Below are 25,163 nucleotides of genomic sequence, written 5' to 3'. Positions count from 1 at the left end.
ACGCAAGGAGGGTGGATGATGGAGCTTAACCAGAATCAAGTCCAGCGTGCGATGTTCTTAGCCGCGGTGTGCAGCCAGACCTATGCGCAATTCAAAAATCCAGACAGTTCATTTGTTCTTCCGCCTCCTTATGCGCTGTACGATACGCTCGAAGCGAAATCTTTGATTGGAGTATGGGAACGTTTCGGATTTATTTGGCATTCGCCGGAGGAGATCATCATTGCTTTCCGTGGAACAAGCTCGGCCTCCAATTGGATCGCTGATGCCATCGCAACCCAGCAGAAATTCAAATGGGCCAAGGATGCTGGCAGCACACACAAGGGATTTACCGGGATATATGCATCCGCCCGCCGCCAGCTCTACTCCGCGCTGCGTCGGCTTCCCGAAGACAAACCGCTATATCTCACCGGTCACAGCCTAGGGGCCGCATTAGCCACGCTATGTGCAATGGATATCGCTGTCAATACGAACCGGGTTCCCATCCTGTTTACGTTTGGTTCTCCTCGCGTGGGAGACCCGGATTTCGTTCAGGCCTTTTCGCAGCACGTCCCCAACAGCTACCGGATTCATAATGAATTTGATGCGGTGACTCACATCCCTCCAACTGTGTTCAAGCTGCCCAAACAAGCCAAAACCTACTATTACCGACATGTCCCCGTCTCGTATCCTTTGTACTTCGCCGACACTTCATTATCTACCAATCATGGAATCGGGAGCTATTTTGCTGAACTGGCGAAGCTCGATCCGGGTTACGCCCAATATTTATCCACTCTAAGTCCAGGCTTCTGCCCAGAACCCACCTGAGTATAGAAAAAAGCCGCTGCCCGGCATCATATGCTTGGCTAGCGGCTTTTGGATTCATATCGGATTATTTACTTATTACTTAAATGAATGCGGAATACATCACCTGCCTGCCCGCCAAAGACGATCTTCCCGCCGGCCGGCAGTGGAATGGAATTTTGCTTACGAATGATCGACGAGTGGACCATCAGCCCTTGTTCGTCATATACGATGAAGCCGCCGCTACCTTCCATGTTCACGGTCATCGTCCGCCCGGCCAAGGACGGCTGAATGTGAAACCATCTTGCTTGGCCGCTTGGTTGAATGGTGATCTTCGATTCCTTACCGCCGTAAAGGTTCGGAATCCCGTCCTCGCGAATGTAAGTTTGACCATTTACATCCAAAATCTCTGCGCCGCTGGACTTCGAAAATTTGAAATCAAACGCATCCCGGCCGTTCATATTTGGAATTTCCATCACGTTAACCGCTTGATTCGCATCTACGATCTTCGCACCGTTGGCATATCCGTAATCCAGATCAAGCGCTAACGTTTTGTTGATAATGGCCGTGGACAAGTAGAACATCGAATTGATTTTTTCGTCCAGCGCATAGTACGTTTGGCCGTCTCTGGCTTTCCATAGTTCCTTCACCGTTTGGCTCAGCGGTTGGGCTTCCAATTTCTGATATTCGTAGGATACCATATGCATTTGGCTAAGCCCCGGGAAGTTCAAATCAGTGTCCAGCTTCAAATAGATTTTGCCGTTGGTTTCCTTCACAAAGCTGACATTCGTGGCGCCATCGCTGCTCGTAAATCGGCCATTTCCTGTATATACATACGTTTGTTCCGGAATCAGCCCGCTCATTTGCGCAGGTAATTCGAATTCCCCTTGCTTGATCTCCACCTTCATCGTTTCGCCGACCATGCCGTATAGCCCCGAATATGCTTGCAGCTCTTTTGGCATTTCAACTTTTACTGGAGCCTCGAAGGTTGGGTCAGGTTGAATCTCGTCAATCCAGCCTTTCTCATTCAAATACTCCAGTAAGACTCTAGCGGCAAATGCACTGTTATAGAACGAGCTTCCTCCCGAAGAAAGGACGGAAATCGAGATGTGCTGTTCCGGCAAAACGATCAGTCCAGCGTGATACACGATCGTATCGCCGCCTTTCGATAAAGCGGTGATGCCGTAATCACCAAAGGGAGCCAAATCCACTGCGTCCCAACCCAATCCGTAGTTAAACACATTGGATACTTCTTCTACCCAGATGCCGTTGCGATATTCGTGGGCTTGCATCGATTTCGCTGCAGCCTTGGACAACAGTTCGGGGCGGTCACCCATCAGCACCTCTGCATATTTCACTAACTCTTCAGCGGTGGAGTACAGGCCGCCCGCACCCAGGATATTGGCATTCTCAGCTGGCAAAACCTCTTCCACTCCCGGAAAATAAGCTTTCGCCAGCTTCGCGCGGTCAAAGGTGTCCAGCGGCGTTTTCGTATTTACCAGTCCCAACGGTTGGTTGAAATGTTGATTCAGGTAGTCGGAATAGCTCATTCCACTGACCCGCTCCACCAAAATCTCCAGTAACGTAAAACCGTCATTACAATAAACCGAGTAAGCGCCTGGATCGGACTTCAAATGCTCGGAGCGCAGCTTGCGCAGCAACTCGTCATGGCTTTGCGTATCGTCGTCATCAAACAACATGCTGTTCTCATAGTGGGTCCCATACAATCCGGACGAGTGGTTTAGCAGCATGCGCGGCGTAATTTGGCGATAACGTTCATCCGCCATTTTAAAGTCTTTGATATACGTCGTGAGCGGTTCATCCAAGTCAACGAGATTGGCGTCAACCAACTGCATCGTCGCCGCAGCGACAATCATTTTGCTAACTGAGCCAATTCCATACATCGTAGTAGGAGTCACTGGCGCTCCCTTCGCTTTATCCGCTAATCCCGCTCCATCCGACAACGTGATTTTTCCGTGGTCCATAATCGCATATTGCAGGCTGGTCACATCGTAATCAGCGATCACGGTTTGAGCCAGCGCCTGCGCTTTGTCCTTGATGGTGCTTGCTTCCGCTTGAACGCTTCCTTGACCTACCGGCACGATCAATACCAGCAAGAACGCCAGGAAGCCAAAGATCCATTTCTTCATGTGATGATTCCTCCCTGTACCTTGATCTGTGTTTTACAGGTCTTATCGTACAGGAAGGCAGATGGGAAGAGACGTATTTGGTTCCGAAACGCAAAATTTAATCCCTGAACGGCAAAATCACCATGTTATTAAACGTCTTATTGCCGGTTTCGATCGTCATGTTCCCGCCGTACTTGTCACAAATGCGGGAGATGTTGGTGAGACCGATGCCGTGAAACTCCCGGTTCGGCTTCTGGCTCTGCAGACGGGTCACGTTCTGCTCCGTATGGTTCAGGATTTGAATCGTGAGGGCATGCTCGTCCGAGCGGATGCGAATCAGAATATAGCGATCTTCCGCCACCCTGACTTTCTTGGAAGCTTCCAGGGCGTTATCCAGCATATTGCCAAGAACAACGCAGAGGTCATAGCGGTCGATGTTCAGCTCCTGCGAATGGAGCTGCAGCTGTGTATCGATCCGAATGCCGTTCGCTTCACCGATGTTAAGCGCATTGGTCACCAGCGCATCGATTACGAGATGGCCGGTATTTACCCGATGATACGCGTCTTCGACCTTATTTAGCGTAACCCGAATATGCTCTAACGCTGCAGCCGTATCCCCGCGCTTCATGCACTCTTCGATATATAGAAAATGCTGGTTCGTATCGTGGATGATGCGTTTAATCGACTTGAAGCTATGTACCGTTTTTTCATAGTTGGCGTCCTGATAGTCCATCTGCCGCTGCAATTGGAAGTTCTCCTGCTGGATTTGGAATTTGTCCATCATCGTGTCAAACATATAGATCACCAAAACATTCAGGAGCAACAACCCAATGACCCAAATGAAGAAATGCAGATTCTTCTCACTGGTCGCCGCCAGCAAATTGACCTGATAAATGCTGAACACCGGTACGAACAGAAAGAGCAGGTAATAGCCGGGCTTTAACGGATACGTCCGCCGTTTGGCCACCATCCGGATCAACTGAATGACGACAAACATCAAAATGCAGGACAGCAACAAGGTTTTCGCGGACGCCGTAAAATTGGTAGGTTCAAAGTCCCGAAATTCATCCGCATCGAGCGTATAGAAAATAAAAATGGACAGCGAATTCACAATCGACATCAACACGCCGTACAACACGGTAAACATAAGTTTATTTTTTAACTCTACCTGGTACGTATCCGCCAGACTATAGATCAATAGCAGCGCCACGCCGGAGGCAAACCACTCCAAATCAAGCGTCAAATAAACCGATGCCAACAACGCGAATAGAACAAAATGCGCGAATCGCTGCGGTTTACGGGTTGCTCTTCCAAACACTGAATCAAAGAAGAAAATAATCTGAAACCCCAGCACAAACACGCTGCTGATCAGAATCGGAAGATTAAATGGAATCATGGGTAATATCCTTCATCACCTTATATTTGGTATAGAAATCCTTTACTTCTTTCACTTTCGAGCGTCCGATTGGCAGCTCCAGCCCGTTCGACATCTGTACGAAATTGCCCGCAAATTTAACCACGTGGTTGAGGTTGATGATAATCGAACGATGGATTTGTAAGAAATGGCTGTCCTTTAGCGCTTCCGCATACTTCGAGATCAGCCCCTTACTTTCAACCACCTTGGAAACGGTGATGAACTTGAGTTTATTTTTCATCGTTAGGCTCTTGGCGGATTCAATCGCGATAATCTCCTCATGCTTCAGCACCACTTCTTCATAGCCGGACTGGACGATCAAAAATTTCTTCTCTTGCGCTTGGAAGTAATGACAAAGCTTGAGCACCTTCTCCTCCAGCACGAAGGGCTCAACGGGCTTAATCAGATATTGAAAAATAAACACGTCAAAACTCTCCACCATATATTCAGGATAACTCGTCAAAAAGATAATCTGCTCATCCAGATGCTGAAGCTCCCGGATTTTGCGGGCCGCAGCAATGCCGTTGATCCCGCCCATCTCCACATCCAAAATGAGAATATGAAACGGCGTCTGCCCTTGTTCATAATGGGCTACCAGCGCCTCTCCCGAAGGAAACTGTTCGATGTCAAATTCGATATTGGATTTAAAAGATAACGCCAGCAGCATCTGCTTGATCTGCTCACGCTGTTGCTTCTCATCATCACAAATCGCCACTCGAAACAATGCGGCCTCACCTCGCTTGTATGGATTACTCTCTTGCCCGCAGCTTTACGCGATTATCCCTTTCACTCCGCTGTTCACTATGCCTAGTATGCAAAAAAAGCTCTTAAATTCTACAGGAGAATTCAAGAGCTTCTAGCAGTTTAAACGATGCGGTCGAGAGGACTCGAACCTCCACGGGGGGTTAGCCCACACGGACCTGAACCGTGCGCGTCTGCCAATTCCGCCACGACCGCTTAATGTGATCTCTCCGCGAAAGCCGTTAAACCATTTTTCGCGGCGACAAGATATAAAATATCATGCGCCGCGAAAAGAGTCAAGCCTTTTTTTCAATTTATTCCACTGTAATGGCATGCAACTCGACTCGGCCCGTCTCCACACTAACGGTTAGCGTGGTCTTCGCGGCCTCAACAAGTACGGCGCTGTAGCGGCTGACATCTTGGCTTGGAGAAATCGTCAGACGCGCGCGCTCAACCCCATCTTGCTTCAATGTGATCACCGTTTCTTCCCGGCAAATCAACTCCAGCATCGCCGTGTTGCCTGCCTCGAGTCCGCAGAACGAATAGGCGGCAAACTCGCCGTCCGCAAGCTCGAGCGCGAGATTTTGCCAGCCGCAATCAAACCCGAACTTCTTCGGTTGCGGCTCATCTGAGATCGGCACGATTTTCATGCCCGTTTGGGCCCGGTATTTATAAATGTTCCCTTCCGTGCGGCGTCCGCTGAACGAGATGCCTCTGCCCGGCAGCTCATCAAAATCTGTACCGCGAACCCGAGAGCCCGGCTTGCGGAAGACCGCCGCGGTTACCTCTGGATGAGGAGTGCAGTTCTCTACCTTGATGTTATCTAAATAAGCATCAAGAATCTGCCGTGCGCGCTCATAACTTGGTCGTGCTCCGCCCTCGACATAAGCCAGCAGCTCGTCCCAGCCATCAGGTTTGTTCACCGAATACGGCGAGTTGGCGCGCTCCATCTTCTTCCACGGCCATAAGTTGTAGCCGATCCCCAGCGACAAGGCTAACGGATACATCGCCGCAAACCACTCCAGCTCGTTCTCCCCGGTCTCGCCAAGCCATAGCGGTTGATCCAGCGTCTCGGACAGCTTAAGGAACTCCTCGTACGCTTCTTTGCCGGGTTTGCAAGCGTATCGATGGAAATGGATCACCATATTGGGATCATAACGTTTATAAAATATTGCCGTATTCGTCGCCCAGTGATGCCCTTCCACCGACAGCAGATGTCGGTCGTCCATTTCCCGAATCGCTGCAATTACTTCATCATAAAATGCCGCCAGCCGCCGAACGAGGTAATCCTCGTGTTTGCCTTCCATCAAACCGGGACGAACCGGCTCATTTAACAGGTCGTACCCGCCGACGATCCAGCGGTCGCGATACCGCCGCGCCAACTCCTTCCACAGCTCGATTGCTTTGTTCCAGCTTTCCTCATCGGTGAACAAGCGAGGGAAATCGTCGATCGAGTCGTCGATGTTGGCTCCGGTCTGTCCGCCAGGCGCTCCATGCATATCCAGAAAGGCGTAGAGACCAAACTCCTCGCACCAATCCAAACAGCGGTCGATCAATGCAAACCCGTCCTCTTTCCAGCGGATGCCCGGCTCGTCCTCCATCAGCAATCTCCAATTAAAAGGAATGCGGACTGAGTTATACCCCTGCTCCGCCATGCGCCGGATATCTTCGCGGGTCACATAGTTCTCTCGGAAACGCTTCCAAAATTCTTCCGCATAATCCGCTCCGGCCAATTCCTGAATGACGGCCTCAATCCGCCGCGGGCGATCGAACCGGGAGTGATGGGATAGCCACATATAGCCTTCGCATAAGAGCCAATTCCCCAGTCCCCAGCCCGTCAGCAGGATCTCCTCTCCATCGCCGTTGACGATTTTTGTTCCTTCTGCGCGGAGAAAGCCTTTCACCCGCGAGCGGTCCGTATGTTCGTGCATCGTTCGAGTCCTCCCCCTGTTGATCGGTTTATACGCCATCATTATAGCACCCTGCTGCTGCCTGGGCGGAAAATCCGATATTTGCGTCCTCAACCCGAAAATTGCACCCCTCTTAATGCCGCTCCACTAAAGACTCCGGCTTAGCAGTTCGGAGTGAGCGGCACCCCGTAAGTTCTACATCCTCCCCGTGTTCAATATAAAAAGCCGGACCCTCGTGGTTTTCAACCGACACTTGGTTAAATCGTACGTCCCGCACATTTCCCAGGTAGAACCCGCGCCGCACCATCTCCTCGATTCCATCCATCATGGCAGGACGGCCGGGAATCGCGTCCTTCGCCATGGAAATCTCGATACGGTCGAAGGTGATTTCGGAAATGTACTGCTCCGCCAATCCATACAAGAAGCCGGCAGCGGCATGTACTTCGCGCGCGGTAATGTCGGAGAAATGAATCCGGCGGAACTGCGGGGTTGCCTCCGTGATGGGATACGGATTTTTGTCCCACACATATTTCTCCTTACCGCATGGACCGCAAAAATAATATAGATTCATAATAAAAGGACAGATCACGTTATTCATCACGAGGTTGCTGACGCGGATATCCTCAACGATACCTCCTCGGCCGCGACGGGACTTGAGCCGAATGCCGCGGTCCGTGTGCTGGAAGACGCAATTCGAGATCGTCACGTTCCGGATACTTCCGCTCATTTCGCTCCCGATTACCACCCCGCCGTGACCGTGAATCATCGTGCAGTTGGTGATGGTAATGTTCTCACAAGGAACCCGCTCCGCCGTCTCCTCCGTACCTGCCTTAATCGCAATGCAATCGTCCCCGACATCGATATGGCAGTTGCTGATTCGCACGTTCGAGCACGATTCCGGGTTAATTCCGTCCGTATTCGGAGAGTCCGCCGGATTCAGAATTGATACGTTGTCAATCGTCACGTTTTGGCAGCAAATCGGGTTGACCGTCCAGCTAGGGGAGTCGACCAATGTGACGTCTTTAATCGTTACCCGCCTGCAGTGGTCGAAGCTGATTAACTTCGGACGCGGATAGTGCAGCTCCTCCGGACGGTTCCGGTGCTTCTCCCACCAGGGCTGGCCGTTCCCGTTGATGCATCCGTTCCCCGTGACAGACACATTCTCGAGATCTTCCCCGTAGATGCAGGAGGCATGGACCTCCCGTTGCACCCCTTCCCATCTGGACTGTACGACCGGATAATCATCCGGGTTAGTGCTGAAGGACAACACCGCCCCAGGGCTTAACCTAAGCTCGATATGGCTCTTCAAGAAAATCGCTCCGGTCACAAATGTTCCTGCTGGCACGAGCACCGTACCTCCGCCGGCTTCACTTGCCGCCGTAATCGCGGCCGCAATGGCTGCGGTTGCGGGAACTCCACTGTCCTTCACAGCCCCATAATCAACGATATTATACATGCACATCCGCAGGATCTTCCTTTCTGCTGAGGAGCATTTCCATTTGGGTGCAGGCCATCACAAACGCGCCAACCCCGTGCAGATCGTTTTTCACTTTCGGGCGCGCCGCGTAATGGTCATAATCCCCTGCCGATGTACCGATACAGATATCCGGCAACACCAGACGGCCTTTATCGTCCCATTCCACGACTCGGGTCAGCCCTTCGTATCCCCGCAATGCGGCACGCCCGGCATCTTCACCGGCCAGTCCTTGCTGCACCGCTTTAGCCAAGGTGTATACGAACAAGCAGGAGCCCGACGTTTCCAGCCAGTTATCCGGGCGATCACCTTTATCAACCACCTGATACCAGAGCCCGCTCTCTTGATCCTGATAACGGATCAGTGCATCCACGAAACTGGAGAACGCCCTCGCAAGCTCCGCCCTCCCCGGCTCGTCTGCCGGCAGCAAATCGAGGAATTGAGCCAGCGCCAAGCCGTACCAGCCCAGCGAGCGGCTCCAAAATTCCGGGGAACAGCCGGTTTCCGGATTCGCCCAAGGCATCCGCCGACTCTCGTCCCAAGCATGATAGAGCAAGCCGCTTTTGGCGTCGAGCATATGTTTGCGCATCAGCTTCTCCTGGTGCAATACTTCAGCCCGAAGCCCTGATTCCCCGAACGCATTTGCATATTTTAGCGAAAAGACCCCGGCCATATAGAGTCCATCCAACCACATCTGATACGGATACTTATCCTTATGCCAATAACCGCCCTCACTCGTGCGATTCAGCGTCAGCAGCAAGTAACGCAGTTTCTCAGCAGCGATTCGATATTTAGACTTCCCGGTTCGTTCATATAGTGGAAACAGCAGCAAACCAGCCTGCACGGCATCCAGCTCATCGCGGGCGAACATCAAATTGCCCTGCTCATCCACCAAGTCATCTACATATTGTTGAATGTACTGGATGTACTTCTCCTCCTGAACGACCTCCCACAGCTGTTCCATCCCGCACAGAAAGACGCCTTGATGATAATGCCAGCGATGAGCGGGAGGGAGAGTTCCCGCATCCTGGTATATGTCCATCATCGAATCGCATGCCTTCTTCGCCCAAGCTATAGGAGAGTCTGGACGTTGCCCCATCTTTCTCCAACTCCTTCCGCTTCGGATTTCATCGCCATAGACCCCTCACCCTTTCATCGATCCCAGCAAAGCTCCTTTGGCAAAATGCTTCTGCAGATACGGATACACCAGCAAAATCGGCAGAGTGGCAACCACGATGACCGCCATCTTGATTGTCTGATCCGGCGGCGGCACAGTTCCATCCAATTCGGCGCTGTGGTCCAGCCCGCTCGCGAGCACGACGATTTGTCGCAGCAGCACTTGGATCGGCCATTTGGCGCTGTCGTTCAAATACAAAATCGCCGACATGTACGTATTCCAATACGTCACCGCATAGAACAGGGAAATCGTGGCGATGGCCGGCATGGACAGCGGCAGCACGATTTTAAACAGGATGCCAAAGTCGTTGCAGCCGTCGATCCGCGCGGACTCCTCCAAGCCCTCCGGAATGTTCTGAAAGAAGTTCTTCAGAATGATCATATTAAATGCGCTGATCGCAGAGGGAATGATTAAGGAAGCATACGTATCGATCATCCCCAGCTCCTTCACAACCAGGAACGTCGGAATCAAGCCGCCGTTAAACAGCATCGTAAAAACAACAAGAAAATTGATGGTTCTTCGGCCATCAAGGTCTTTACGCGCCAGCCCATATGCCATCAGCGCTGTCAGCAGCATGCTGAACAACGTACCGACGAGCGTGACGCCAACGGAAACCCCCATCGCCCTAAAAATCGTGTTCGTTGAAAAAATAAACCGATAGGCTTCCAAACTCCATACTTTGGGAATCAGCACGAATTTATTTGCCGCCAGCTCTGCGTTTGTCGTAAAAGAACCGGCCACGACATGCACGAAGGGCAGCACCGTAATCAACGAAATTATGGCCAACAGCGTAAAATTAATCGCCGCATAAATACGACCGCTGATCGATCGATCCTCCACCATCAGTAAACGCCCTCCTCCCCGAACTTCTTGGATAGTTTGTTGACCAGCATGACCAGGATCAGGCCGATGACGGATTTGAAGAATCCAATCGCCGTGCTGTAGCTGTATTGTCCTTGCCGCAGCCCTGCGGTGTACACATACGTATCAATAATCTCCGCAACCTGCCGGTTCATCGAATTCAACAGCAGATAGACATGCTCGAAGCCTAAATCCAGCACATGCCCGATTTTCAAAATAAACAGCGTTATGATCACACCCCGGATCGACGGAAGTGTAATATGCCATACCTGACGCATCCGTCCGGCACCGTCCATCCGTGCCGCCTCATACAATCCAGGATCGATGGCCGCCATGCCGGCCAGGTAGATGATCGTCCCCCAGCCGGCCTCCCGCCAAATGACCTGAAGGATGTACATCGGCCGGAACCAGTCAGGGTTCAGCAGGAAGTTGATCTTCTCGAAGCCAAAGTACACCAACAGTTCATTGATAATCCCGCCGTCCATCGTCACCATCACGTAAGTAATCGACACGATAATGACCCAGGACATAAAATGCGGCAAGTAGACGAAGGTTTGGAACAGCCTTTTAAAGAAGTTCCCTCTTAGCTCGTTTAGCATTAACGCCAGAATGATCGGCACCGGGAAATAGATAAACAGGTTGAGCGCAAACAAGATCACCGTGTTTTTCAAAATCATCATAAAATCCGGTTCCGTAAACAGCCGCTGAAAATGCTCCAATCCTACCCATTCGCTGCCCCGAATGCCGTTATACGGCTTGTAGTCCTGAAAGGAAATGATCAGCCCGTACATCGGCAAATATTTGAAGATGATAAAATAGAGCACGCCGGGCAGCAGCATCACATACAGCCATTTATTTCGCCACAGCCGCTTGCGAAGCTGTGCGGCCTTCGTGCGTCGATCGGGCGACGGAAGCTTCGTCGCAACGGAGGATGGAACAGTTGCCTCTCTCATATAAATCTCCTCCTATGTTCCTTCAATAAGACGTTATCTCGCTGCGTTATATTCCTCGATAATTTGCGAACCGCCCCGGCTCTTCCATTGCTCGATCGCTTTCTCGAAGCCCGCCTTGTCGATTTGACCGTAAATATATTGATACGTGGCGTCCGTAATCAACTGCTGCAGCTCCACGCCCTTCTCCGCGTAGGTTTGCGAATCCAGCGCCGCCGTAGGGTCAGGCACGCCCACCTTGACGTTTTCCTTGATTAATTCTTCCGCATGGATCCGGCCTGGCAGCGTATTGTAGCTTTCGTACATGCCGTTGGTTTCGGGTTCCCCGATGACGCTGTCCTTAAACGGCTTCACTTCGCGCTCGATCAATTCTTTGTTATCCGCAGCCTTGGCTTTGCCTTCTACGACCGTATAGTGCGTGCCTTCAATGCCCCAGTACATCAAATTGGCTACTTCCGGCGTCATCATCTTGTCAAAGAACGCCAAAATCTTCTTGAGCTCCGCTTCATCCTTCACCGCCGATTTCGGGAACAGAATGATATTGTTGTAGCCCGGAATCATCCACTGGGCGAACTTCCCGTCGGGACCGGCTACCATGCTATGCGTGTCGAGTACAGCATCCGGCACATTTTTGATCAGATCCTTGTTGAGGGAATCAATGTCCTGCATCGACCCGCCGATATAAAGCCCGGCCTTGCCGCTGGTGAACATATTGACGGCATCGGTCTTGCTGGTCGCTGCAAAATCCTGGTTCATGTAGCCGTTATCCCGCAGCTTCTTAAAGAAATCCATCGTATCGATATATTGCGGGAACATAAACTCCGGCAACAGTTGGCCGTCCTTCTCACCCCAATTGTTGGGTGTGCCAAACCAGGCGGATACCGTCTTAAACGCTCCATAAACCAGCTCGTTCCGGTCAGCGATCCCGATCGTATCCTTTTGACCGTTGCCGTCCGGGTCTTGTTCCGTAAACGCCTTGGCCATTTCAAACAATTCGTCCACATTAGCCGGTGCGGACAAGCCTAGCTTATCGGCCCAATCCTTGCGGTAGATGATCCCCTGGCGGGCCAGCGGTCTGCCGATATAGAGGGAGTACAGCTTGCCTTCCACCTTCGTGTTGTTCAGAATTTCCGGCTTCAATTTGTTCAGATTCGGAAATTCGCTTAACAACGGGCCAATTTCCCAAAACTGTCCGTCCTTAATCGCTTCTTTCATTTGAATAAACGTGGTTTGGTTTTTGAGATAGGTCACTTGGGGCAAGGAACCCGTGGCAAATGCGGTGTTCAGCTTTTCTTCATACGTGTCTGCCGGGAAAAACTGATAGTTCAGCTTCGTGTTCGTCAGCTTCTCTAGTTCCGCTTTGATCGTATCCGGCGGCGTCTCCGACGTATTTAACGGCAGCATAATCGTAATTTCCGTTGGTTTCTCCGCTTCTGCGGTTGGGTTCGCGCCGTTATCCGCCGTGGTTGCAGCCGGCTCTGCCGCTGTTGAATTGCCGCCTTTCTTATTGTTAGCGCTTCCACAACCGGCCAGCACAACGCTTAGCGCTAACAGTGCGGTCAGAATGAGGATGAAGGATTGTTTCTTCATAGCCTTTGGACCTCCCATGGTTTGGATTACTTACTCTTCCACGGTATCGTCATGACCAAGGTACGGAAACAATCATTTCCTCATAACGGCAGCGGCTCAGCGCTAAACCTGAACTAATGATTATCGGTGTGATAGCGCTTCCTCAAATTCGCGGATTACGACCTGACCGCCGCTTTGCTTCCAGCGCTCAATCTCTTGGTGGAAGCCTTCGGCGTCGATGCGCCCCAGGATGTAGTTGTAGGTGGCATCGCTTATGATCGTGGACAGCTCCGCACTCTTCTCATCATATGTCGGTGAGCTGAGACGAACCGTCGGATCGTCCACCAGGAATGCTTCATTGTCTTTGCTAAGCTGCTCGGCAATTTGAGTCAAATGCTCTTTTTGTGCAACCTCCATAATATTGGGGTTGCTGATATCGGCAATCATCAGCGAATATAGCGGATTCACCTCGTTCACCCGGAGCTGCGACGTTTCTTCCGGCAGAATAACCATCCCGTTTTCCGTCCGGTAGTGTCTGCCTTCAAAGCCGTATTTCATTAAATTAGCCACATCCCGATCCATCGTTCGGTCGAAGAACCGAAGCGCGTCTCTGAGATCCTGCTCGGTAGGAATCATTTTCTTCGAAAATAGATACAAACCGTTAAAATTCGGAATCGACCACACTTTGTACCCGTACGGCCCCTTAATCCGGTTCACCAGCGTAAAATCCGCATCCGGATTGATGGCCCGCGCTTCAATGGCAAGGCGCTGCACGTCGGTCATACTTCCGATCAGAACGCCCGCCTCCCCGCGGATGAACCGATCTCGTTGCACCTCTTTGCTGGTCAGCGGAAAATCCGAATTGATCAGCTTCTCGTCGTACAACTTTTTCATAAAATTCATCGTATTCAAATATTCATCCGTCATAAATTCCGGAATGACCTTGCCGTCCTCGATCTTCCAGTTGTTGGGGGTGCCAAAATAGGAACTGAGCGTCTTAAAAATACCGTAAACCAAATCGTTCCGGTCTACGACACCAAGCGTGTCCTGCTCCCCGTTGCCATCCGGATCTCCGTATGTAAACTGCCGCAGCACTTCATAAAGCTCATCCAGTTTCTTGGGCTCCTCCAGCCCCAGTCGCTCCAACCAATCCTTGCGCAAAATGACCCCTTGCCGTGAGGAAGGGCGTTCGGTATACAGCCCATAAATCTTGCCGTCTACGGCCGTCTGATCTAATATGTTCGGATCCAGCTTGCTCAGGTTCGGGAACTCTGCCAAATACGGCCCAATTTCCCAGAAGACGTCGGAACGAATCGCATTTTTCACCATGTGATAATCCGATACTTTCACAAAGCTGACCTTCGCCAGGGAGTTGGTGGTTAACCCCGTCAACATTTTGTCGGTATAAACGCCCTCCGACACCCATCTCAAATCCAGTCGCACGTCGGTTAACTCCTCGATTTTGGCTACCATCTCCTTCGATGGCGGCTGAGGAAAGTGAAGCGGCACCAACACGGACAAATACGGCCGATCCGAATCGGATGCCTGAAGTTGCCTATCCCGGTTTATACACCCGCTTAGCAAGGAAACCAAGAATACAAGCACGAGTAAGAGCAACGCTGTCGCGAATAATCCGCGGCCCCCGCCTTTGGTTCTAATCATTGGTCAAAGCCCCCTCAAACCGAAGAATAATACAAAATGATTATTGCCTCACGAGATGATTATTGCTATTATTTGACAGACATCATACACTTGGAATTAACGACTTTTTAACGATAAGGTCAGGTGCTGAGATTGGTGAAACCTTTAAGCTTCTTAAGCAAACTGATGATTTTTACAATCGCCGTAAGTACACTGCCCGTCCTGTTCATCGGAACGTTTTCCTATCTGACTTCAACCCGAGAAATCCAAAAAAATGTCAACCGAAGCAAAATTGAGCTAATTTCGCAAATTAACTCCAATGTAGAACGGAAGTTAACAACTGTCAACCAGACGTTAAATCAAGTCGTCAACTCGACCGTGCTCAAGCGGGCTCTTCAAAACCCGTTATCTGAAAGCGATTTCAAACTATATAACGACCTGCGGAATGAAATCCGCAACATGCAATCCTTCGATACGAAGCTGGAGGATGTCGTGTTGATGAATCTCCAGCAGGACTGGATGGTGAAGAACTCCGGGCTGTATCGGATGAGTGAATATAAGGACCGTGAGGGCCTGGAACAGCTGATGGATACGCCAAATGATACCACCTGGATGTTAACGCCGTCCTCCTGGTTTTATAGCGAGGAGAATGCGGATTCAGCACCTTGCCATTACAGCATCAGCCTGATCAAGAAGCTGCCGGTCTCCAGCTTGCATAAATACGGACTGGCATTGGCCAATTTTCCTGCCTGCAGCCTGCAAGACGTTGTGGCGACGGACGTTCAGACCGAGGACCTGGTGATTGTCGCAGATGAGCACGGGCAAATCCTGATGCATCCTGATCCTTCATGGATCGGCCGTCAGCTGGAGGAAACCGGATGGGAGGATACCTCCTTGCTCGCGGACGAAACTCATCCCTCCGGGCAATTTCAGACGCACATCGGCAAGAAAGCTTATGCCGTCACCTACTTGCGCTCCCAGCTGAACGGATGGATGTATCTCTCAGTCACCTCCATCGGCAGCCTGACCCGGGAAGCCGGCAAAATTGGACTGTTCACCTTCTATGTCTGCCTGTTTATGCTGGTGTTGTCGGTCGGGCTGGCCTGGTTCGGCTCACGCCGGATGTACTCGCCGATCGAACGCCTTCTGCATCTCATCGGCCGGCGCAAAACCGATGTCCGCCGGACCCATGCCGATGAGTTTGAACTCATTGGTGAAGAGTATGATCGTTTGTTCCAGTCCAAATCGCAGCTTGAAACGGAAGTTCGGCAGCATATCCGACAAGTGCGGGCGTTCTCCTTGATTGAAGCGTTTCAAGGGCGCTACACCAAAAGCCAATTACTAGAGAAGCTCGAACAGTACGGCTACCAGGAGCAGATCCGCGCTTGGCGAACGATGACGGTGTTTACCTTAGCCCTGGATTTTACGGAGGATTCAGCCTATGGCAAAAAGGATCTTAACCTGCTGCTGTTCGCCGCGCAAAATATCATCGAGGAGTTGCTGGATCCCCGCAGCCGGTTCACCCCGGTGATTATGGACCAAACCATCGTGACGTTGATCGGAAGTGCTGAAGAGGAGCCTGATTCGTTCCACCAAACCGTATATACTTGGACGGAGAAGCTGCAGCACGAAATCCATCTATGCCTGAAAGTCCATGTCAGCATTGGTCTAAGCTTGTCATTTCAGTCCATCTCAAAACTGCCCATCGCTTACCGCGAGGGGATGGAGGCATTAAAATATCGGATGAAGCTCGGGACGGGGGTCATTATTCAATACGAGAACCTCAACTCCGGCAAGCATGTCCTGAACGTGAACTATCCGACGCATAAGGAAAACGAGCTGCTAGATGCCATTAAGCTGGCGGAAACGGAGAAGGCCAAGGAAGTGAATGCGCGGCTGTTCAACTCCATGTTCAACCAAGAGCTGACGCCGCAGGAATATCAAATCCCGCTGACCCGCCTGCTGAATAATTTGCTGGTAATGATGCAGGAAGCGGGGATCGCCTTGCACCAGATCCGGCCTGCAGGCAGCGGTTCTTTGTTTGAAGAGATGTTTGGGCTGCACACCAAAGCAGAAATCGAGGATTGGTTCTGGACGACGGTCATTCACCCGATGATCCGCATCTTTCATAACCGGCAAAACGCCCAGTACCAAAATATTTCGGAGAAAATTATCGATTTGATTCACCACGAGTACGACACCGATTTAACCCTGGAGGCTTGCGCCGCCCGTCTTCATTACAACGCGAACTACATCAGCAGTATTTTTCGGAAAGAAACGGGCTGCTCCTTCAGCGAGTACCTCACGATGTACCGCTTCAAGATGGCGAAAGAATGGCTGCGCAATACGGAAATGCCCGTCAAGGAGATCGCGGCCAAGCTGAGATACAACAACTCGCAGAACTTTATCCGCTCCTTCCGTAAGATAGAGGGGATGACACCGGGGCAGTATCGGGAAGGTGCAGCAGCGCATTCGCCGGGGAGCATTCGGAAATCGATGTAAGGCTGCGGGCGGAGGTATATATGGGCCGGGGCTTTTCCAGGATTATCCCGTTTGTTCAGGAACCCGCAACCCGCTTGATGACCGCCTATCACTGCACCTGCTTTCTCCCTTCACTTCACCTTGCCCGCTCCCGGCTTATAGCTTCCTGAACGAAAGGGATAATCGTGGCAAGAGGCGTACGAAGCGGAGGGAAGTTAGCCCTCGGCATTCACTTGCTGCAATGGAATCGAAACGTATTCTTCATATCCCACTTGAGTTTTGGAGCTTGCATTTGAAGGGGGCTTGTCCTTCGATTCGATATAAAACTGCATGATCTGAAAAGCAACCTCCAGTTGTCCGCGATTTGCTTCTGAGGTGAGCTTGTGGACCGTCGAAGGCAGCACTTCAGGACAGCCGCTCGTACAAAGGACGGTCAGATCCACGTCCAGTCCTCGTGAGGCGTTCGCAACAAGCATGCCAACAAACTCGTTGATCACAATCCCGGCGCCCCCTCGAAACCGCGCCAGAAAATCGGGCAAATGGTCCACGTTGTCCGCTGTGAGCACGAAAATGGCTTCCGGTTCGAGTTCTGCCGCATCCATGATGATCTTCATCGTGTTCTCATTCGTGAAGTCATCCAACACCAGAAAGCGCCGTGCGGTCGCGGCCGATTGCTCTCTCCATAAGGTAAACGCCTTGCGGTAATCCATCACAACTTTATGAAACAGCGGATCGTCGATATGGGTATCGAGCAGTACGATCGGAACCCCAAAGCTAAAATGGACGGAAATGTCCCGGAAGACGTCCTGCTTCACTCCGGCCAACAGCACCCCATCCACCTCCCGCTGCCGGATGATCTCTGGATTGGGCCGCAAGGCGTCCATCCCCAGCACAAGCAGGTGATAGCCTGCCTGATTGCAGAGCATCTCCATCCGTTCAGCTAATCTGCCGTAATAGAACTGCTTCCATAACCCGTCCCGCTCGCTGCGGCAGAAGAGCAAGGCCACCATGCCGGATTTCCCCCGGACAAGCGAACGTGCCGCAAGGCTGGGGATATAATTTAGCTTCTTCGCGGCTTCCAACACACGGCAGCGCGTTTCATCCGTAATTTTCTGGTTGTCCACATGATTTAAAATGTAACTAACCGTTGCCACCGAAACCTTCGCTTCACGGGCAATATCCTTCATGGTTGCTTTTTTCACGGCCAACACCTCATCAAATCTCTAGCACTTTGGTAGGATGATACCATATCCCGGAAGGGAATCGCTACTGCCTTGGTCCATAAAGGATTAGGCAGTTGGGTCATCCTCCCACTCCTCCACGATGAAATGCAGACGAACCGGCTCGGAGGTGTCAAAGCGTCGGCTCGTTGCCCTGCGCTCATGGAATCCAAAGCCTCGCGATACATTCACATCAAATACCAGGTCTCTAGGCAGCAAGAAGCTCCCCTGATAGAACCCGTCTCGAACTTTCGGGATTTCGAAACCCGCGTGAATTCGAGCATCCGCCGGGGTAGACGGTGGAACGGTCACGCTGATTTCAACTTGCACGTACTCGGACAAGTCCGGGATCACCTCGATGCTCGTCAGTGCGGTAAGCCCGCCGAAGCTGACCGTTACATCAGCTTTCCCTTCGGCCAGCGGAACGATCAAGCCGTCCGCTCCCACCTTCAGCACTTCCGGACAGTCCACCGTATAGTCTGCCTGGAGTAAACTCATTTCGAAGCCTGTGTCGCAGGTCACTTGGGGATAGAGCCAAACCCGATGCCCTTGCAGCCCCACTTGTCTTCTCCCGTCCAGCCTGATACTGCGCGGGCGTCCCATCTCGCCAAACAGATACAACAGCGGGGAGTGCAACCGTCTGGCCCAAGCGGCTTGGGAGTGGCCCGCCGCCTCATCAAGTAAAAACATCAAATCCTCGCCCGGCGCAAAACCGCTTTGGATCAATTCATCCACAAACGCCCGGACGTGACGAGGCATGATCAGCCCCTCCGCACCGCCGATATCGACCCAAACGCGCAGCGCGGGCGGTTTGACCGGGAAGGAATGGTATATTTTTTGCTCGCGTACCGGTTCAAGATGGTTCATATGGTCCCTTGGTTCATTCACCACCGCATGCACCAGAAAAGGCGACAGGATCGCCACCTGTCCAAAGATGTCCGGACGACGAAAAGCGATATGATAAGAGACAAGTCCGCCCGCAGAAGAACCGATGATCGCCGTATGCTCCCGGTCCGTTAATGTCCGAAACTTAGCATCGATCATCGGCTTCAGTTCCTCAATGAGAAACCTTTCGTACAGATCCCCATTACAAGTCGTATGGAAAGCTTCTCGAACTCCCGGATGATCATGGAAATACTCCGAGCCTCGTTGATCCTCAATGGACGATACCGCCACGATAATCACTTCTTCCATCCGACCTTCCCGGCTTAACCGCTCGGCCGTTAGGTGCATATCCCAAGAGTCTCCCTTAGAATCAGACGCAAACATATGCTGTCCATCCTGCGCATAAAGCACCGGGTACCGACGATGCTCCGCTTCCGCATAAGAAGGAGGCAAATAGACATAAACCTCCCGAGCATTGCCCAAAAACCTGGAGTACACATTAGCAAGTGTAACGATTTCCGCTCCCATTCGTAACCATCCCTTCGGCAAGCAAATTTAACTTAAACGATTAATGTTCTAAACTTAAACGTTTAAGTTAAGTTGATATTAGGCTGGCTCTGGGGATTTGTCAACACGATCTCTCACAACAATGAGCAAAAAAAGAGCTCTCGATCACCATAAAGGTCAATCAAGAGCTCTTGTTCGTTAAAAATCGATGCGGTCGAGAGGACTCGAACCTCCACGGGGGGTTAGCCCACACGGACCTGAACCGTGCGCGTCTGCCAATTCCGCCACGACCGCATAGTCGATATCGTACAAAATCATATTTTGCAGCGACAAGATAGATCATACCATGTCCAACACCCAAAAGTCAATACTTAACTTTCAAATCCTCCCCCTTGATTAAAAATCATCCATTGGGTTATGATAAGAACATAAGTTCGTATGAAGAGGTGTTGAGCTATGGCCGTTCCCGGCATGAAGGAAGAAGAACTCGCGCTGATCAAGAGCGCGTTGCTGCTTGGTTTTCTGCAGAGAGTATTTCAAAGAGACGCCCGAATCCTTGAGCAAAGCGGGTTGCTGAAGAGCCCCGAAGCTTACGTCGAACTGATCCGGGGCGGCGAGCGCCGCGCAGCGCTGGTCCTCTCGGAAATCCAAGGCAATCTCCGCGAGCGGAACATCGCCATTGAACGCATTCACCAGGATGAGAACGGCATTCAGGCGGAATACCGTTGCCGGGGTTATCGCGGGAATATGCGGATATTGTGGGCCGGCCTGCAACAGGAGATAACCTCCCGGATGCGCGCTTATTTGAACGGAACTGTCCAGGGGCCCGGATCATCCCGAAGAGAACGCATGGAAAAAGGGAACCTCAAGGCTCATCTCCTTCCTTAAGGTCCCCTGTTCCCTCATATCTTAATCCACCGGCGAAACTCTAGGCTCTTTCGCAGGTTGATAAATGTAATTGCGATCCAGCTTCACCACGTTGCGGTTCGGCTTGCGGATTAATACATGCGTATCGTCCCAAGCCACCACGATTCCGCGCACGTCGTTCTCCGGAAGGCCGTCGCGTACGACGCGTATTTTTTCTCCGGACAGCCGGTATTGGTCCAATAATTCATCCGAGATCATCGGATACCCCACCTCCTGGAAATCATTATACAACAGTTGCAGGTCCCGTCCATCTTCCACCCTTGAGGAATACAAGAAAAAGCCCCGCCAGCGAACTAGCGGGACTTCGAACTTTGAATGCTTTCAGCAGCAGCCGGTGCAGCACCGGACTGCATCAGGTTGCTTTGAACCTACGCAAGGGATTAGCGAGAAGCGTGCTCCCTGCTGTCATTCGTTTCAAACCAGAAATCAAGCACTTTGGCCGACATCACTCTTTGCTCCAAATACCCTACTTGTTGCGGGCTGAACTGTTCCTTCCAGGGCACATCGAGCTCTTGGCAAAGCCCGGCTATCGTTAACAATTGCGACCATGCTACATAGCGTTTGTACCAGAAAAACTGGGGATGTTCAAGCATATAGGGATAAAGGTCATCAAACTCGGTATGTTTGCAATCCAGGGCACGTTCAAAAGTTACCTTCGCTTCGGACAATTTCGAAAGAAAAAACTCCGCGTCTACTGCCAATTCTTTCCCCATTCTTTTAGCCTCCTCTCCCTAGTAATCCTCATTATAGCGAAAAAACGGGGGCCTGCAAAGGATTAACCGTAATTTGGCTGCATTTTCTTCGCCCGGTTGTCCTTAGTCCGCGAACCTGATTTGTCCACCCTCCAACGATGCGATGCGGGCCAGCGTCTCCAGACGGATCCCCTGCTCCCGAATCGCCTGGGCTCCGGGCTGGAAGCATTTCTCAATGACGATGCCCGCTCCAACCAGTTCTGCCCCGGATCGTTCAATAATTCGGATCAATCCCCGAGCCGCGTCGCCATTTGCGATAATATCGTCAATGAACAATACCCGGTCGTTCTCTCCAAGAAAATCGCGGGACACCAGAATGTCCGTCACGATCCCTTTCGTAAACGAAGGGACGCGTTCGCACAGCATGTCCGGTTCTGCCAGCAGCGTTTTCTTCCGCCGCGCGAATACAAGCGGGACACCTAACTCATAAGCGGTCGCAAACGCCACCGCAATCCCCGACGACTCCACCGTAATGACGCGAGTGACCCCTCGATCGCGAAACCGCTTGGCAAACTCCTTGCCCATCTCCATCGTCAGTTGCGGGTCCACCTGATGGTTCAGCAGCCCGTCCAACTTCAGCACTTGGTCCGAGACGATAACCCCTTGCTCGACGATTTTTTGTTTTAACAATTCCATATCGTTTCCTCCACAGCTCATAATCTATAGCTTCGTCCAACAAGTCAGATTTCGAGTCCGCATCGGGAGCGGCTTGCTTGCGGCTGGGTGTGAGCGGCCCTATGCACTGGCAGGATCCGCCCCAAGCATACGTTCGGCTGAGCGTAACGGAACGTACAGCCCTTATTTTCCCATTTCCCGACTATTTCCCGCTCTAACGGAATCTAGAGTCCTTATTCGGTCATTTTGCCGGTCCATCCGCTGCATTTTGCCCCAATAAGGTCTGCTCGTTCCGGTAGAATCTGAAGAGTCGCTTCCTCCGGCAAATAACGTCTCTCCGTTCCGTTACGTGGATGAACCATGAACCATCGCCGAAGCCTGCCACAACCCTGCCACAGCTCACCGTTAAGCCAGAACTGCAACTGCTCCTGCCGCGCTCGAAAGATGACTTTTTGGACGACCTATAGGTTTTAAGTCATGTCCAGTTCTTGGACAACATACCTTGTACTATATATAGCACAAGAACCGGGGGGAAAACCATGAAAAATGCCGTAAAAGTTCTGCAGATCGCCTTCACCTACATCGGCACCGTCGTTGGCGCCGGTTTCGCGACGGGACAGGAAATTCTCCAGTTTTTCACCCGGTACGGCAAATGGGGCGTATTGACGATCCTGCTATCTACGCTGCTGTTCGTCTGGCTTGGCACCAAAATGATGCTGCTCGCTCGAACGATTCAAGCAGCTTCCTATGAAGACCTAAACCGCCGTTTGTTTGGCGAACGGATCGGCAGTGCGCTCAGCATTTTTACGTTGATCGTGCTCATCGGTGTCAATAGCGTGATGCTGGCAGGCGCTGGCTCCGTCTTTATGGAACACTTGGGCTTGCATTATCAGACAGGCCTATGGATCACTTTGATTGCTACCTATCTGCTGCTAGGCCGGGGAATCAAAGGGGTGCTGCAGTTGAACTCCATCGTGGTCCCGATGATGCTGATTCTCTCCCTCGCTATTATCACCAATACCGCGGGCTCGCCGGGGGCTGCTCGTTTTCTGTCGCTGGAGACGGATCATCCGCTGATCGCCGCTTGGGCTGCGCCGCTCATGTATGCAGCCTTTAACTTGTCCATGGCTCAGGCGGTGCTGGTGCCGATCGGCAGCCATACTGAAAGTCGCCGGGTGATTGTCCTCGGTGGTGTTCTCGGCGGCGTCGGCGTTGGCTTTATGCTGATGGCCGGTCATTTTGCCCTGTCGGCTTACATGCCGGGGATCGTGCAGTACGAAATCCCAATGGGCAGCATTGCCGAGCAGCTGGGAACCACCATTCAGCTGATCTATGTCCTGCTTATTTTTATGGAGATTTTCAGCACTTTTGTTGCCGACATCTATGGGGTGACCCTCCAACTGCAGCAACGGATTCAGGTCCCGCCGAAGCTGATTTCGGTTACGATTTTATGTATCTGTTATATCACCAGCCAGTTTGGCTTCAGCTCCCTGCTGTCGGTGCTGTATCCTGTGTTTGGCTTGTTCAGTTTGATTTGGGCGCTCATGTTAGGGATGTATCGGCAAAAAGAAACCCCCAGGGGCTAACCCCGGGGGTCTTCTTGCTGCTTTTCGCTGACACTAGTGCTGCTCGACACAAGGATTCGATCTACATATGCACGATCTTGGCTTCCGGCAGCAAGGTTTGGACATGCCGAACCACATGCTCATGGCAAGTCATCATAATGAGTTGCTGGCGGTCCGCAACCTTCCGCAGCACCGACAACGCCCTCACCAAGCGGACTTCGTCAAAGTTGACGAACAGGTCATCCAGCAGCAACGGCAGCGGATGAGAACCCGATACCGCTTCGGACAAAGCCAGCCGCATCGACAAGTACAGCTGCTCCGCTGTCCCTCGGCTAAGCTGTGCGCTTTCGAGCGGACCTAACTCCGCATGCTCCGCCATCAGCTCCTGCGTGCCGATCTTCATGACGATGCGGCGGTAGGTGCCGCCGGTCATTTCCGCGAAGTATCCCGACGCAACTTGCAGCACTGCTGGTTGCCTCTCTTCCTCATAAACCCGGCGTGCACGACCAATCAGTTCATGGCACACCGCCATCACCGCATACTGATCGAGACGATCGCGCAGAGCCGCTCGCTGCTCCTCCAATTGCTGCATCAGATCGTCCCGTAAACAGCGGGCGGCTAAGCTTTCCTGCTCCTGCAGCAAACGTCCGCGTTGCTCCTGGAGCTGTCCGAGCCAAGCTTCAGCTTGCGCCAGCTCCTCCTCCGCCGTGTCCAAGCACTGGCGGAGCTCCGCTTCCTCCGTCGTCCGCAGCAGCTGCTCCAGCTCCTCCCGCTTCGCTTCGTCCAGTCCTGCAAACAGCATCAACTCCAGCTGCCGCACCTCACGCTCCAAAGCTTCCCGCCGTTCCTTCGCAGCCCCAAGACGCAGCAGTTCCTCCCCGTCAGCTGCACCCGCTTCGGCGAGCAACGCCTGCTCCGATTCCCGCAATTGCCGCAACCGATCGTCTAAGCGCTGACCTTCTTCCTCCAGCGGTAACAACTGAGCGGAAAGCTGGTCGTGATGTTTCCGCGCTTCGAGCGCACTGTCCAGGCGTGATAAGGCTGCTCGCAGAACTGCTGCGGCCTGATCAGGGGCGGCTGGGTCTCCATAAGCCAAGCATTCCTGTTCAAACCGCTCGTTCTCCGCACGCAGCGCGGCCATCTTGGCCGCCAGCCCATCCAAGCGGGCCAGCCAGTCCCGTCCTTGCTCCGCGAGGCGGAACACATCTGCAGCCGCCTCCGGGGACAGATCGGCGGACAGTTTTCGTTCGGTCAGCCACGTTTCCCACTGCCCGGCCAACTCCTCAAAGTTGGCTTCACGGCGCGTCAGCTCGCGTTCGGCAGCCGCGAGCTCGTCCCGGGCGGCGGAGGCCTGGCTCAAGGCGGCCTCCGCCTCGCCCTGAAGCGCGGCGTGGCGCTGATCCCACAGCAGCCACGCCTCCATCAACCGGCGCAGCTGGCGCTCCTCCTCGTCCCAGTCCACCGGACGGGACGAAGGGGCGGCCCCGCTGCGCGACCGGGAAGCGGCCGCGGCGCTCTGCGGATGGCGGACGAGCCGGGATAGAAGCGCGCCAAGCCGCGCTTCC

Annotated in this window: 20 protein-coding genes and 2 tRNA genes; 4 read left to right on the top strand and 18 right to left on the bottom strand. The window is 52.4% G+C overall.

Annotated elements, in window-relative coordinates:
- Positions 1-18 precede the first annotated feature (18 nt).
- The gene (locus PBA01S_RS16515; protein WP_127576361.1) at positions 19-804 is read left to right on the top strand and encodes a lipase family protein; all 786 of its coding nucleotides are present in this window, start codon (positions 19-21) and stop codon (positions 802-804) included.
- Positions 805-872: 68 nt separating this feature from the next.
- On the opposite strand, the gene PBA01S_RS16510 is transcribed toward PBA01S_RS16515, so the two are convergent.
- The 11 genes from PBA01S_RS16510 to PBA01S_RS16460 all read right to left on the bottom strand — a co-directional run bounded on the left by PBA01S_RS16510 (position 873) and on the right by PBA01S_RS16460 (position 14,667).
- Positions 873-2,930: a serine hydrolase domain-containing protein gene (locus PBA01S_RS16510; protein WP_127576360.1), complete on the bottom strand. Its 2,058-nt coding sequence runs from the start codon at positions 2,928-2,930 to the stop codon at positions 873-875.
- 97 nt (positions 2,931-3,027) lie between these two features.
- Complete coding sequence (locus PBA01S_RS16505) at positions 3,028-4,305, bottom strand: ATP-binding protein (RefSeq protein ID WP_127576359.1); 1,278 nt, start codon at positions 4,303-4,305, stop codon at positions 3,028-3,030.
- Positions 4,292-5,047, bottom strand: a complete 756-nt coding sequence (locus tag PBA01S_RS16500; protein ID WP_028538017.1) for a LytR/AlgR family response regulator transcription factor — start codon at positions 5,045-5,047, stop codon at positions 4,292-4,294. Before PBA01S_RS16500 ends, PBA01S_RS16505 begins: the two co-directional genes overlap by 14 nt.
- Before the next feature lie 148 nt (positions 5,048-5,195).
- Positions 5,196-5,280, bottom strand: a tRNA-Leu gene (locus PBA01S_RS16495).
- 98 nt (positions 5,281-5,378) lie between these two features.
- On the bottom strand, positions 5,379-6,995 hold the full coding sequence (locus PBA01S_RS16490; protein WP_028538018.1) for a glycoside hydrolase family 5 protein: 1,617 nt from the start codon (positions 6,993-6,995) through the stop codon (positions 5,379-5,381).
- Between the two features lie 112 nt (positions 6,996-7,107).
- A complete protein-coding gene (locus tag PBA01S_RS16485; protein ID WP_028538019.1) occupies positions 7,108-8,436 on the bottom strand; it encodes a glycoside hydrolase family 28 protein in 1,329 nt (442 codons plus the stop codon).
- Entirely contained in the window at positions 8,423-9,547 is a 1,125-nt protein-coding gene (locus tag PBA01S_RS16480) for a glycoside hydrolase family 88/105 protein (RefSeq protein ID WP_028538020.1), read from the bottom strand. Before PBA01S_RS16480 ends, PBA01S_RS16485 begins: the two co-directional genes overlap by 14 nt.
- Positions 9,548-9,592: 45 nt before the next feature.
- Positions 9,593-10,468, bottom strand: a complete 876-nt coding sequence (locus PBA01S_RS16475) for a carbohydrate ABC transporter permease (protein ID WP_028538021.1) — start codon at positions 10,466-10,468, stop codon at positions 9,593-9,595.
- On the bottom strand, positions 10,468-11,439 hold the full coding sequence (locus PBA01S_RS16470) for an ABC transporter permease (RefSeq protein WP_028538022.1): 972 nt from the start codon (positions 11,437-11,439) through the stop codon (positions 10,468-10,470). Before PBA01S_RS16470 ends, PBA01S_RS16475 begins: the two co-directional genes overlap by 1 nt.
- 33 nt (positions 11,440-11,472) lie before the next feature.
- On the bottom strand, positions 11,473-13,026 hold the full coding sequence (locus PBA01S_RS16465; protein ID WP_028538023.1) for an extracellular solute-binding protein: 1,554 nt from the start codon (positions 13,024-13,026) through the stop codon (positions 11,473-11,475).
- Positions 13,027-13,146: 120 nt separating this feature from the next.
- Positions 13,147-14,667, bottom strand: a complete 1,521-nt coding sequence (locus tag PBA01S_RS16460) for an extracellular solute-binding protein (RefSeq protein WP_028538024.1) — start codon at positions 14,665-14,667, stop codon at positions 13,147-13,149.
- 135 nt (positions 14,668-14,802) lie between these two features.
- On the opposite strand from PBA01S_RS16460, the gene PBA01S_RS16455 reads away from it, so the two are divergent.
- Positions 14,803-17,148 carry a helix-turn-helix domain-containing protein gene (locus tag PBA01S_RS16455; protein WP_028538025.1) on the top strand — a complete coding sequence of 782 codons (2,346 nt, stop codon included), beginning with the start codon at positions 14,803-14,805 and terminating at the stop codon, positions 17,146-17,148.
- A gap of 194 nt (positions 17,149-17,342) precedes the next feature.
- Here PBA01S_RS16455 and PBA01S_RS16450 read toward each other — a convergent pair whose 3' ends face one another.
- The 3 genes from PBA01S_RS16450 to PBA01S_RS16440 all read right to left on the bottom strand — a co-directional run bounded on the left by PBA01S_RS16450 (position 17,343) and on the right by PBA01S_RS16440 (position 20,033).
- Entirely contained in the window at positions 17,343-18,329 is a 987-nt protein-coding gene (locus tag PBA01S_RS16450; RefSeq protein WP_051416835.1) for a LacI family DNA-binding transcriptional regulator, read from the bottom strand.
- A gap of 87 nt (positions 18,330-18,416) precedes the next feature.
- Positions 18,417-19,760, bottom strand: a complete 1,344-nt coding sequence (locus tag PBA01S_RS16445) for an alpha/beta hydrolase (RefSeq protein WP_028538026.1) — start codon at positions 19,758-19,760, stop codon at positions 18,417-18,419.
- Positions 19,761-19,948: 188 nt separating this feature from the next.
- Positions 19,949-20,033 (bottom strand) — tRNA-Leu (locus tag PBA01S_RS16440).
- 162 nt (positions 20,034-20,195) lie between these two features.
- Here PBA01S_RS16440 and PBA01S_RS16435 point away from each other — a divergent pair.
- The gene (locus PBA01S_RS16435; protein ID WP_028538027.1) at positions 20,196-20,627 is read left to right on the top strand and encodes a YhjD family protein; all 432 of its coding nucleotides are present in this window, start codon (positions 20,196-20,198) and stop codon (positions 20,625-20,627) included.
- 21 nt (positions 20,628-20,648) lie between these two features.
- On the opposite strand, the gene PBA01S_RS16430 is transcribed toward PBA01S_RS16435, so the two are convergent.
- The 3 genes from PBA01S_RS16430 to PBA01S_RS16420 form a co-directional block, all read right to left on the bottom strand.
- A complete protein-coding gene (locus PBA01S_RS16430; protein ID WP_028538028.1) occupies positions 20,649-20,864 on the bottom strand; it encodes a hypothetical protein in 216 nt (71 codons plus the stop codon).
- A 182-nt stretch (positions 20,865-21,046) separates the two neighbouring features.
- A complete protein-coding gene (locus tag PBA01S_RS16425; RefSeq protein ID WP_009222820.1) occupies positions 21,047-21,379 on the bottom strand; it encodes a hypothetical protein in 333 nt (110 codons plus the stop codon).
- A gap of 102 nt (positions 21,380-21,481) precedes the next feature.
- Positions 21,482-22,054 (bottom strand): xanthine phosphoribosyltransferase, encoded by a 573-nt coding sequence (locus tag PBA01S_RS16420; protein WP_028538029.1) that lies wholly within the window; start codon positions 22,052-22,054, stop codon positions 21,482-21,484.
- Between the two features lie 518 nt (positions 22,055-22,572).
- On the opposite strand from PBA01S_RS16420, the gene PBA01S_RS16415 reads away from it, so the two are divergent.
- A complete protein-coding gene (locus tag PBA01S_RS16415; RefSeq protein ID WP_028538030.1) occupies positions 22,573-23,619 on the top strand; it encodes a YkvI family membrane protein in 1,047 nt (348 codons plus the stop codon).
- A 61-nt stretch (positions 23,620-23,680) separates the two neighbouring features.
- On the opposite strand, the gene PBA01S_RS22820 is transcribed toward PBA01S_RS16415, so the two are convergent.
- A partial coding sequence (locus tag PBA01S_RS22820) for an ATP-binding protein (protein ID WP_371859542.1) occupies positions 23,681-25,163 on the bottom strand: 1,483 nt, incomplete at its 5' end.

Source organism: Paenibacillus barengoltzii NBRC 101215 (genome assembly GCF_004000745.1).
In the GTDB taxonomy this organism is placed as follows: Bacteria; Bacillota; Bacilli; order Paenibacillales; family Paenibacillaceae; genus Fontibacillus; species Fontibacillus barengoltzii.
This window is presented reverse-complemented; position numbering and strand designations above follow the sequence as displayed.

Excerpts from the sequence above, each read along its gene's own strand:
- PBA01S_RS16505 (WP_127576359.1), bottom strand. The coding sequence starts at position 4,305 with ATGATTCCATTTAATCTTCCGATTCTGATCAGCAGCGTGTTTGTGCTG.
- PBA01S_RS16445 (WP_028538026.1), bottom strand. The coding sequence starts at position 19,760 with ATGGGAGCGGAAATCGTTACACTTGCTAATGTGTACTCCAGGTTTTTG.
- PBA01S_RS16470 (WP_028538022.1), bottom strand. The coding sequence starts at position 11,439 with ATGAGAGAGGCAACTGTTCCATCCTCCGTTGCGACGAAGCTTCCGTCG.
- PBA01S_RS16490 (WP_028538018.1), bottom strand. The coding sequence starts at position 6,995 with ATGCACGAACATACGGACCGCTCGCGGGTGAAAGGCTTTCTCCGCGCA.
- PBA01S_RS16475 (WP_028538021.1), bottom strand. The coding sequence starts at position 10,468 with ATGGTGGAGGATCGATCGATCAGCGGTCGTATTTATGCGGCGATTAAT.
- PBA01S_RS16515 (WP_127576361.1), top strand. The coding sequence starts at position 19 with ATGGAGCTTAACCAGAATCAAGTCCAGCGTGCGATGTTCTTAGCCGCG.
- PBA01S_RS16465 (WP_028538023.1), bottom strand. The coding sequence starts at position 13,026 with ATGAAGAAACAATCCTTCATCCTCATTCTGACCGCACTGTTAGCGCTA.
- PBA01S_RS16430 (WP_028538028.1), bottom strand. The coding sequence starts at position 20,864 with ATGATCTCGGATGAATTATTGGACCAATACCGGCTGTCCGGAGAAAAA.
- PBA01S_RS16480 (WP_028538020.1), bottom strand. The coding sequence starts at position 9,547 with ATGGGGCAACGTCCAGACTCTCCTATAGCTTGGGCGAAGAAGGCATGC.
- PBA01S_RS16510 (WP_127576360.1), bottom strand. The coding sequence starts at position 2,930 with ATGAAGAAATGGATCTTTGGCTTCCTGGCGTTCTTGCTGGTATTGATC.
- PBA01S_RS16435 (WP_028538027.1), top strand. The coding sequence starts at position 20,196 with ATGGCCGTTCCCGGCATGAAGGAAGAAGAACTCGCGCTGATCAAGAGC.
- PBA01S_RS16460 (WP_028538024.1), bottom strand. The coding sequence starts at position 14,667 with ATGATTAGAACCAAAGGCGGGGGCCGCGGATTATTCGCGACAGCGTTG.
- PBA01S_RS16420 (WP_028538029.1), bottom strand. The coding sequence starts at position 22,054 with ATGGAATTGTTAAAACAAAAAATCGTCGAGCAAGGGGTTATCGTCTCG.
- PBA01S_RS16485 (WP_028538019.1), bottom strand. The coding sequence starts at position 8,436 with ATGTGCATGTATAATATCGTTGATTATGGGGCTGTGAAGGACAGTGGA.
- PBA01S_RS16415 (WP_028538030.1), top strand. The coding sequence starts at position 22,573 with ATGAAAAATGCCGTAAAAGTTCTGCAGATCGCCTTCACCTACATCGGC.
- PBA01S_RS16425 (WP_009222820.1), bottom strand. The coding sequence starts at position 21,379 with ATGGGGAAAGAATTGGCAGTAGACGCGGAGTTTTTTCTTTCGAAATTG.